The sequence below is a fragment of the Terriglobus sp. YAF25 genome (assembly GCF_052113305.1).
GTDB lineage: Bacteria > Acidobacteriota > Terriglobia > Terriglobales > Acidobacteriaceae > Terriglobus.
In genome coordinates this window covers 1-9,334 of record NZ_JBFRCY010000146.1, presented here as the reverse complement: position 1 = coordinate 9,334, position 9,334 = coordinate 1, and the positions used below count along the sequence as shown (strand labels likewise).

Here is a 9,334-nt window from a genome sequence, read left to right as displayed (position 1 = left end):
TCGCAAAGCGATGCGTGGGAAACAACGTTGAACATCACTGGAAACACATGCATCGCGAATCTCTGCTCCGCCTCCTCGAACAGCTCCGCACCAGCGCCATCTCTACCGAGCAGGCCGCTGACGCGCTGACGCACCTTCCCTTCGAAGACACCGGCTTTGCCAAGATCGATCACCATCGCGCCCTGCGCTCCGGCCTTCCTGAGGTGATCTACGCTGCCGGCAAGACACCGGAACAGACCGCCGCGATCTTTCAACGCATCGCCGCCTCGGGCGTGAACGTGCTCGCGACCAAGGCAGACGCTGCACATTTCGCCGCGGTGCAGACACTGATTCCTGCCGCCGAATACCACGCTCTTGCCCAGTGCATTACCCTGCGGCAGACTCAGCAGCCACGGCACGAGGGCACCATCGCGGTCGTCTGCGCCGGCACCAGCGATCTTCCGGTTGCGGAAGAGGCCGCCATCACCGCGGATCTCTTCGGGGCCAATGTTCTACGCATCACCGATGTCGGCGTCGCGGGCATTCACCGCCTGCTCGCGCAGCGTCCCCTGCTGCAGACAGCAGATGTCGTTATCGCCTGCGCCGGCATGGAAGGCGCCTTGCCCAGCGTGCTGGGCGGCATGGTGGGCGTACCGGTCATCGCCGTCCCCACCAGCGTAGGGTATGGTGTTGCCTTCCACGGCATCACGGCCCTGCTCTCCATGCTGAACTCCTGCTCGCCGAACACCACCGTCGTCAACATTGATAACGGCTTTGGAGCCGCGTATACCGCCACCCTCATCTGCCGCGGGCAGCAGAAGAAGTAATCCTTAGCGAAGCCATTTGAAACGACGCTGGCTGCACAATGACTATTGACAGCAGCGCCGTGACCGAGTATAAGCGTGCCCCACCTCAAGGAAGGCGGCGCCGCCGCGCGGTAAAGTTCGCGGCGACGGCATCATCCGCGCCGACCACAGGGATATCTCGAACTAAGAGGGAGAGATAGCGATGAATCGGAAAATCACGTTCGCGTTCCTGGCAGTGTGCTGCTTGGCGGTAGCCATCACAATGTTCGCGCAGGGCGGCACGTCCGCCAACATCCAGCAACTCGAAAAAGACATGCACCACGCGCAAATGGATAACGATGCCGCATGGTATCAGGAGCACCTGGCTGACGGCTATGTCGAGGGATACAGCTGGGGCGACTGGGCAACCAAAGCTGAGGCCATCAAGCAAATACAGGACAAGTCCATCAAATTCACTAAGGGCGAGGTCAGCGAGGTGAAGGTAACGAACTTCGGACCCAACACCGCGGTCGCACACTATAAGTTCACCTACGACGCCACCATCAACGGCACACACCGTGCTCGTACGGTGATTTGCAGCGACACATGGATCAACCAATCCGGCGCGTGGAAGCTCGCTGCCAACCACTGCTCGCACGTCGAGGGAACCTAGGTGACATAAATCATGAAGAGCAACATTTATGACAAGAACTTCTGAGATACCACCCTAGAGCATTTCTCCTGTTGCTGGGTAGCCCGGAAGGGGAGTGCAGCGGCGTTTTCATTGGGGAAAACGCCCATAGATGCATAAGCCCTGCACTACACCTACAGGAGAAATGCTCTAGCCATCCCGTGTGGTTTTACCGCCGTCGATAACCATCTGCGCACCAGTCATATAGGGAAATTCATCGGAAGCAAGCGCCAAGGCAAACGATGCGATCTCTTCGGGAGTCGCCATCCGTTTCATCGGAACATGGGACCTCGCCCAGATGTCCGCAGCAGCTTTCCACACTACATCCGGGACGTCCTCCATGTGGGCTACTCGCCTTACCAACGCGGTATCGGTGGTTCCAGGAATGAGTGCGTTGATGCGGATACCCCTATCCACATAGTCAAGCGCAGCGGACTGGACAAGACCAATGAGTCCGCGCTTGCGCTGTATTCGTGAAGCGGTTTCTCGAGCGTGATACCGGCATTGTTGAATGCTATGTCCAGACGCCCGTACCGCTGAACGACCCGATCGACAAGAGACCGTACGCTGCTTTCATCACGTACGTCCGCGCGAATGTAGACAGCCTCACCGCCCTGAGATTTGATACCACGCTCTACTTCCTGTCCGAGAGTCTCGCGGCGTCCACAGAATGCAACCTTTGCGCCCTCTGCCGCAAAAGCGATCGCGGCTGCTCGCCCGATCCCGGAGGTTGCTCCCGTAACAAGAACGACTTTGTTTTCAAACCTGCGGCGTGAGTTGGTTTGCGTGGCAGTCGTGTACGTTGGCGCCGCACCGCGGGCGCATCCGGCGACACCGCCCGTTATTGCGGCTGCGGTCATCGCCAGCATCGTGCGCCGGTCGAGAGCTGCATGTTTCTCTTCAGACATAAGTGAACTCCTCCGTATTCGGTTCGAGATGAATTAGTAGAGCAAGGAGATCTCGATCGCCTTTTCAGGCTGGTCCAGCTGAAACTTCGCTTCGGCAAATTTGGGAGGCCCCATGGATTTCTTCGGATTGTTTGAGGCGCCATAGCCTTCCTTGGGAATGCCGAAGATGTTCTTATCAAGCTGGCCGTTCATGTTCTCATCATGAAAGACCGATACAGCATAGACACCCGGGGGAAGGCCATTCAGCGTGACCTGTGCGCGTAAGGTCTGCGGATCGATCCTGACCTGGAGCGTGCGAAACGCCTTCGACTTATCTCCGGGAAAGCCCGCCCCATCCTGGAACAGGGCAATAGCAATCTGCCCTTTGCTATTTCTCGCGCCGGCAACCTGGACAGTAAGTTTTGAAGTCGCTCCAGCTTGCGAGGCAAACTCGGAAGCGAGGCCCGAAGAAGCGATGCCAGGAGAAGCGAGGCCAAGACCAGATGCAAGCAAGGCAATTGCTGCGATGCACGTGAACAATAGATAGCGCTGCATATTCCCTCCACCATCCACTTCAAAAAGCTATGGATTAACCGATCAACGCCGCGGAGCGATAAATTCGCCGATCAGATTTCCACCTGCTTTGAACACAAACGACATATTTCCAATCCGCAAGGCATCGGCTGGTTCGTAGCGGCTCGGATACCACGCATTCACCGCCATAAACGAACCCGCGTACGGAGATACAAGAGAAGGCACAGAGAATACGGTCCGTCCGCTTCTTGTCTTTGCTGTCAGCACGGAGGCAAACGCATGTGCGGTTCGGGGAAAGAAGCCCGTACAGTCGCACCGGTGGTAGGCGACGTCCTCATGAATCAGAGCGCCCAGGGAGTACTCAGCGGTCTTCGCGGTAAGGTTCATGGTGAACCTTGATCCATAACGTTCGCCGTACCCTTGACCACCCGAATCCCATTCCGGGGGCGCCGGTTTTCCTTGATCGATCCCCGCGCCGATTGCCGAGCTGATTAATCCGGGGGGACCAAATGTTGAATACAGATAGTTTCGGTACTGTTGTTTGTGGTCAGGAAAGCGATAGGCGCCGCTACTGCGCACCGGCGCATTGGTTGCAGTGATGGTCGAGGGGTCCGTCTCAGAACGCGGGGATAAGTCGGAACTGCTCTGGGAACTCGTCTGGGCGCATGCAGCAACACTGGCGATCCAGATCAAACATGCGGCTATCTTCATAGTGGAGATCATGTGTTCCTCCTTACACACGCAGTCTTATCGACAAAGTGTGGCCGGCCAAGCCGGAAGAGATAAACGCGGCAACTTTGACGGCGAACGCGGCTTAGACCGATTGAACGAGGTGACGAACCCTTCACATCACGCAACCACACGCCGTCAGGCAGTGCCGGCGGCCGGTCTCAGCGCTGGAGACGATATTCCGTGCGCTAACGTCTTCATTTCCGGCACTCATTCCTTTTCTTTGCTGTTCCTGCAAGAATTGCAGGAGAGTAAAGGGCGGAGGCGATCCCGGATCGTGCGGCCATGGACTATCGTGAAGCGAACATCCTCGCGCAGACATTTGGGTTCGCTCTCGGAACCGCGCTCTCAGGTCTACTTCTCTTCCTTATCTATCGTTCGGGAGGAAAGAATCGAGGAGCCCGCTTTTGGTTTGCGGCTTGCGTCCTCATTGCGAACGGAGCCGGCTTATTCAAGAATCTCGCACTGCTCGGCGATCCGAATCTAAATCCTGTACTCGAATACCGCATCCGCTCAATTGGCTTCGCAGCCGGAGCGCTTTGCCCTTGTGGCATTCTTTCCATCTGGCGCTCGAACGCGGTCACCAGTCTTCGGCGCAGAGCCGGAAGCTGGATCGTCCTCTACTCGGTGATCAGCGGAAGCTTGATTGCGGTCTCCGTCATCGCAGGAACATGGGCAACCGCGCAGCTCATTGCTATCCCGGGATTGAATCTACTCACGGCACAGAACGCGGTTGGAAATCTGGCCATCTACAACGGGCTCCTGATTCTGATCGTGGGTGGGATGACGCTACTGCCGGGTACGCTGAGAGGGCCGACGGATCAGATTGCGATCGCGTTGATGATCCTGGGGCTACTTGTGTGTACAGCCGGTGCAGTCGCCAGTTTCTTCCTTCCTCCTCCCGGCACCGTGGCACACCTGGCCCAGATAGGCAGATTTCAGGGCGTAATTCTGCTTGTGATTGGCGTGTTCTTCTATTTCTCCCACTTCCGGGCTGCTGATGTCTTCGCTAAGATCGCACTTCGCCTGATTCTTGGCGGCTTGCTGGCGCTCGGCGGAGCCCTTCTTTTGTTTGGACCAATTGCTTCGGCGACTCACAACATGCCGCTGCCACTGGCAACAGGAACGCTGCTGGGTGTAGCGATTCTGAGCGGAACCATCTTGCTCTACCTGCGGTTGGGATACTGGATTGACCTACTTGTAGAACGCAGGGTCTTTGGGAAACGGGACCCTCGACAGATGATGCAGGAGTTTCGACAGCAGATCGGATCTCTGGACTCCAGGACGTCACTCATTGCATCAATCCAATCCGCAGCCGTAGAAACACTCGCAATGAGGCCGGAAGAGATTCAGGTTGAGCCGGGCGTCCCTGATCACACCGCACCGCCGGCCGATCTGCTGATCCCCATTCCATCAAGCAGCAAACCGATTCGGCTTGCGGTCTCTCTGCAAGGGGAGCGAAGAACGCTTCTCACAACAGAGATTGATCTATTGCATGAGATCGCCCTGCACGCGGGAAAGCGGCTCAACGATCTTGAACGCGAGGAAGAGAGAATCGAACGGGTTCGCATGGAAGGCCACCTCAGCCGTCAATTGGTGGAAGCGGAGTTGCGTGCACTTCGGTCACAGATCAATCCACACTTTCTTTTCAATTCACTGAATACGATCGCTTCCCTCATACCGTCGGAACCGGATAAAGCAGAGAAGATGACGATCCGTCTGAGCAGCATCTTCCGGTATGTGCTGATCCAATCGGGCCGGCCGTTCAGTTCTCTGCACGAAGAGATGGAATTTCTGCGAACCATCCTTGAGATCGAGCAGATCCGGTTCGGGGAGAGGCTGTCCGTGACATTCGAGATTGACTCGGCAGCCGAACACCTGATGATTCCGTCGCTGATCCTGCAACCGTTGGTTGAGAATGCGATCAAACACGGCGTTACCCCGAAGATCGGCAAAAGCCATATCCTTGTCGGGGCTCAGCTTCACGACAACACGATCCAGATCAGGATTGAGGACGATGGACTTGGCTTCCGCACAGACAATGACCTTGACCGCCGGATGCGGCCGCATATGACGAACGGCACAGGCATCGGTTTACAGAATGTCCGGGAGCGGCTCAGCACACTCTATGGCACGGCTGCTGCCCTGACTCTTTCGGATCTCGCAAGTACCGGATGCAGGGCAACCCTGACGATTCCCATACATGGAGCGAAGGATGCAAATTCGAGCATTGCTCGCGGACGATGAACCAGCGGCACGGGCACGGCTGCACAGACTGCTCGACCGCGATTCGAATATTCATATCATTGGTGAAGCAGAAAACGGTGTCGAGGCTCTTCAGGGCATTGAGCAGCTTCGTCCAGACCTGCTCTTCCTCGATGTTGAGATGCCGGGCCTGAATGGCTTTGAGGTTCTGAAGAGCCTTTCAGCGGACACACCTCGTCCCTTCACGATCTTCATCACCGGCTTTCACGAGTACGCGATGGAGGCCTTTCGCGAGCGCGCGATCGCTTATCTTCTGAAACCGATCGAAGAAGAAGATCTGCGAGAGATGGTGGAGCGCGCTGCCGTCCTTATTCAGAACGCCTCGTCCCGGCGGGTAGAGGACGAAAAGGTGAATCGGCTGCTCGGCAACGCACCGGCCTCCATGCAGCGGATCGTCGCCAGAAAGGCCAACCGGATCTTYCTCATGAATCCCTCTGATGCTGTCTATTTCTTTATGGACAGCGGCATTCTGCGGATGCGGGTTGAGAACGATACCTACTGGGTGAACTACCAGATCGGAGAGTTAGAAGAGGCGCTGGAAGAACGCGGTTTTTTCCGCGCCCATCGAGCCTCGCTGATCAACCTGGATCGCATCAAAGAACTTCGGCTCGATCCCGGAAGCAGTATCGTGCTCGTCATGAACGATGCGAAGAACTCCGAGATCGAGGTCAGCGAGCGGCAGGCACGTGCTCTCCGTGCACGTATTCCAGGATTGTAGGTGCCGCAGCGGGACGATTATTTCTTCGATTCTTCAGCAAGAAAATAAACGGGGCTGTGGCGCAACACTCGCGTCGTCAGCAGGCGGCTTCCGTCCGATGAAACATGGAAAGACCGCGCTCCTAGGAAGGGAGCATCGACCGGAGCGATCCGCTCGATCCGGATTTGGTGATCGTAAGATGAGTAACGGCGAGATAGATAGTCCAGGCGGTTACGCGAACGTGTAGCCACCAGGGTGCGTTTTTAACGCCGTCAAGCCAAACGCCATCGATCGTCGGCACCTAGAGCATTTCTCCTGTTGCTGGGTAGCCCGGAAGGGGAGTGCAGCGGCGTTTTCATTGCGGAAAACGCCCATAGATACGGAATCCCTACACTACACCTACAGGAGAAATGCTCTACCCGCTCAAGCAGTTCTATAGAACGGGCCTTCAGCCCTTTAACATTCTGTGGGGCACCAAACCTGGGGCGTTGCCCCAGGCTGGTATAGAACGCGCCTTCAGCGCTCAGAGCCGTAGCTCCTTTTGTTTGTCATTTCGAAGCGCTCGGGGTCCCCGGCCAGCTTGCTGGCCGGGGTGAAAAGTAGCGGAGAAATCCGCTTTTCTCCCGTTTCTTTATCGGTCGCCCATTATCACGAACCTTGCTTCGGATTCATCTTGCGAGCAGTGTCACGCAGTATCTCGATCTCCCTCTCACGGTAGGGATGACCGTCAGGGTAGAAGAGATCGTGGAACCAGACGGTAGGCTCACGCCCGACGTAAGGAACCTGCCAACTATCCCACGGCAGGTTGGTCTGCATCTTGCCCTGAACCAGGCCCCAGTTGATCATGCCGACATGGTGCGCTGCTGCAATCGGCAGAATGGTGTCGATGGTGGAACCGGCGCCGCGCGCCATATACTCCGTGCAGAGAAGGGGCCGATGCAACTTCTCCAGGCCGGCCACCCGGCTCTCGAACTTCTCTGGCCAGGAGTAGTCATGGAACGAGATGATGTCACTCTCTGAGAGCTGAATCTTCTCTGTAGCAGACCAGTTCCCCGGATCATTCCAGGAGTCGTGTGTCCACACACCGCTTGTCAGCGGTTGCTTTGGCCCCTGAGATCTTGCCCAGGCGAAGACCTGCGGTAGAAGAGCGTTCATCAGCTGCGTCTTGTCTTTGAGGTTGTTTGGGTATTTGCCTCCGCCCGAATTGTCGGGTTCGTTCCAGACATCCCACGCCAGGATGCGATCGTCATTGGCAAAGGCGCCGACGATTCCCTTCACATACGCCTCGAACCGGGGCTTGTTCGCCGGATCGGCGAGGGCGATTCCAGGGCTCTGTACCCAGCCGGAATTATGAATGCCGGGGATCGGCGGATGCTGCGGTCCCAGCTTGGGATCAGGATCCCAGCAGGAATCAAAGAGAACGAGCACCGGTTTGATGTGATGCCGGGCTGCCATGGTGAGCAGGTTGTCAAGCCGCTGCTTGAAGCCTGCGGCGTCCTGCTGCCAGAGAAGATCGTGCAGGAAGATCCGCATCGTGTTCATACCCGCGGATTCGGCCCAGCCGAACTCCTTATCGATCTCGGCGGGGTTGTACGTCTCGCGCTGAAACATCTCCAGCTCATTGATTGCGTCGACGGGAAGAAAATTACTTCCCACGGGCCAGGGGTTGGCACGCATGTAAGTCCACGCCTGCTCTTCTGTCCAGCGCTCACGAGGGGAATTCGCATGCAGAGATGTGGAACCGAAACAGAGCGCGAGCACAGCGGCCGCAAGAGAGTTGCGAAGGATCACAATGATTTCCTTTCTCGATGTTGAGAAACGATCCTAGCGCGCGGCACACATCACCGGCAAACCAGTGCACTGTACCTACGGCGTCCTCATATCCTCAGGATCTCCGCGTCTATTTCCGAGCCTTGGGCTTGCTCTTGCTCTCCAGATTGAGTGCCACCGCAGCTACGATGAGCCGCTTCAAGGCAGCTTCATTGATCTTGTCCCCTTCGTGGATGTCGATGGCTCGCCTGACATTCCCTTCCAGGCTGGAGTTGAACAGGCCGGACGGATCATCCAGCGCAGCTCCCTTGGCAAAGGTCATCTTGACCACGTTCTTATAGGTCTCGCCCGTACAGACAATACCGCCGTGGGACCAGACGGGTGTGCCCCGCCACTTCAGCTCCTCCACGATCTCCGGATCTGCCTTGTGGATAATCTCGCGTACCTTCGCGAGCGTCTTCCCACGCCAGTCGTCGAGTTCCTTGATCTTCTCATCGATGAGTGCAGCAGCAGACTCCATAGGACAACCCCTTTCCGTTAGAGCATTTCCCTGTTGCTGGGTATCCCGGAAGCGTGTGCAGCGGCGTTTTCATTGCGGAAAACGCCCATAGATGCGGATGCTCTGGACTACACCTACAGGGAAAATGCTCCACCGGCTTCCATTTTCACCGCATCCGGACAAAAGCTGCAACACGGCAGCATGCACTCAAAAAAAGGGGGCTGGGCGCGACGCCCAACCCCGCCAGGAACTTATATCGATCTATTCCGGCTCTGCTTCAATATGCGATCGCCGGCGAGCCATCAGCGGCATGAGGAACAGGATCGACAACACCGTGGTGATCATGCCACCCACGACGACACGCGCCAGCGGCTGCTGGGCTTGCGCGCCGATAGCGTTCATGACGGCAGCAGGTAACAAACCAAGGCCGGCAGACATACATGCCATCACGACAGGCCGCAGCTCATCCAGACTGCCGTTTTTGAGGCCATGCTGAGG

Annotated in this window: 12 protein-coding genes; 4 read left to right on the top strand and 8 right to left on the bottom strand. The window is 56.9% G+C overall.

The window, feature by feature from the left end; genetic code table 11:
- Both larB and AB4043_RS08155 read left to right on the top strand, forming a co-directional pair.
- Window positions 1–806, top strand: an 806-nt coding sequence (gene larB, locus AB4043_RS08160) for a nickel pincer cofactor biosynthesis protein LarB (RefSeq protein ID WP_442306830.1), incomplete at its 5' end; no start/stop codon positions are given.
- Between the two features lie 181 nt (window positions 807–987).
- Complete coding sequence (locus AB4043_RS08155; protein ID WP_442300264.1) at window positions 988–1,437, top strand: nuclear transport factor 2 family protein; 450 nt, start codon at window positions 988–990, stop codon at window positions 1,435–1,437.
- Between the two features lie 168 nt (window positions 1,438–1,605).
- Here the strand turns inward: AB4043_RS08155 and AB4043_RS08150 are convergent, their stop codons facing one another.
- The 4 genes from AB4043_RS08150 to AB4043_RS08135 are packed head-to-tail and all read right to left on the bottom strand — an operon-like array spanning window position 1,606 to window position 3,599.
- The gene (locus AB4043_RS08150; protein WP_442306829.1) at window positions 1,606–1,872 is read right to left on the bottom strand and encodes an SDR family oxidoreductase; all 267 of its coding nucleotides are present in this window, start codon (window positions 1,870–1,872) and stop codon (window positions 1,606–1,608) included.
- The gene (locus tag AB4043_RS08145; protein ID WP_442306828.1) at window positions 1,812–2,363 is read right to left on the bottom strand and encodes an SDR family NAD(P)-dependent oxidoreductase; all 552 of its coding nucleotides are present in this window, start codon (window positions 2,361–2,363) and stop codon (window positions 1,812–1,814) included. Before AB4043_RS08145 ends, AB4043_RS08150 begins: the two co-directional genes overlap by 61 nt.
- 33 nt (window positions 2,364–2,396) lie before the next feature.
- Entirely contained in the window at window positions 2,397–2,897 is a 501-nt protein-coding gene (locus AB4043_RS08140; RefSeq protein ID WP_442300266.1) for a DUF2141 domain-containing protein, read from the bottom strand.
- Window positions 2,898–2,939: 42 nt separating this feature from the next.
- The gene (locus AB4043_RS08135) at window positions 2,940–3,599 is read right to left on the bottom strand and encodes a hypothetical protein (protein WP_442300267.1); all 660 of its coding nucleotides are present in this window, start codon (window positions 3,597–3,599) and stop codon (window positions 2,940–2,942) included.
- 291 nt (window positions 3,600–3,890) lie between these two features.
- Between AB4043_RS08135 and AB4043_RS08130 the strand changes: the two genes are divergently transcribed.
- Together AB4043_RS08130 and AB4043_RS08125 are read left to right on the top strand one after the other, a co-directional pair.
- The gene (locus AB4043_RS08130) at window positions 3,891–5,852 is read left to right on the top strand and encodes a sensor histidine kinase (protein ID WP_442300268.1); all 1,962 of its coding nucleotides are present in this window, start codon (window positions 3,891–3,893) and stop codon (window positions 5,850–5,852) included.
- On the top strand, window positions 5,821–6,588 hold the full coding sequence (locus tag AB4043_RS08125) for a LytR/AlgR family response regulator transcription factor (protein ID WP_442300269.1): 768 nt from the start codon (window positions 5,821–5,823) through the stop codon (window positions 6,586–6,588). The genes AB4043_RS08130 and AB4043_RS08125 overlap by 32 nt, the downstream gene beginning before the upstream one ends.
- Window positions 6,589–6,709: 121 nt before the next feature.
- Here the strand turns inward: AB4043_RS08125 and AB4043_RS08120 are convergent, their stop codons facing one another.
- From AB4043_RS08120 to AB4043_RS08105, 4 genes are all read right to left on the bottom strand, one after another.
- Entirely contained in the window at window positions 6,710–6,868 is a 159-nt protein-coding gene (locus AB4043_RS08120; protein ID WP_442300270.1) for a hypothetical protein, read from the bottom strand.
- 347 nt (window positions 6,869–7,215) lie between these two features.
- Window positions 7,216–8,358 carry a cellulase family glycosylhydrolase gene (locus tag AB4043_RS08115; RefSeq protein ID WP_442300271.1) on the bottom strand — a complete coding sequence of 381 codons (1,143 nt, stop codon included), beginning with the start codon at window positions 8,356–8,358 and terminating at the stop codon, window positions 7,216–7,218.
- Between the two features lie 109 nt (window positions 8,359–8,467).
- On the bottom strand, window positions 8,468–8,857 hold the full coding sequence (locus AB4043_RS08110) for a DUF1801 domain-containing protein (RefSeq protein ID WP_442300272.1): 390 nt from the start codon (window positions 8,855–8,857) through the stop codon (window positions 8,468–8,470).
- 240 nt (window positions 8,858–9,097) lie between these two features.
- Window positions 9,098–9,334, bottom strand: a 237-nt coding sequence (locus AB4043_RS08105; RefSeq protein ID WP_442306827.1) for an efflux RND transporter permease subunit, incomplete at its 5' end; no start/stop codon positions are given.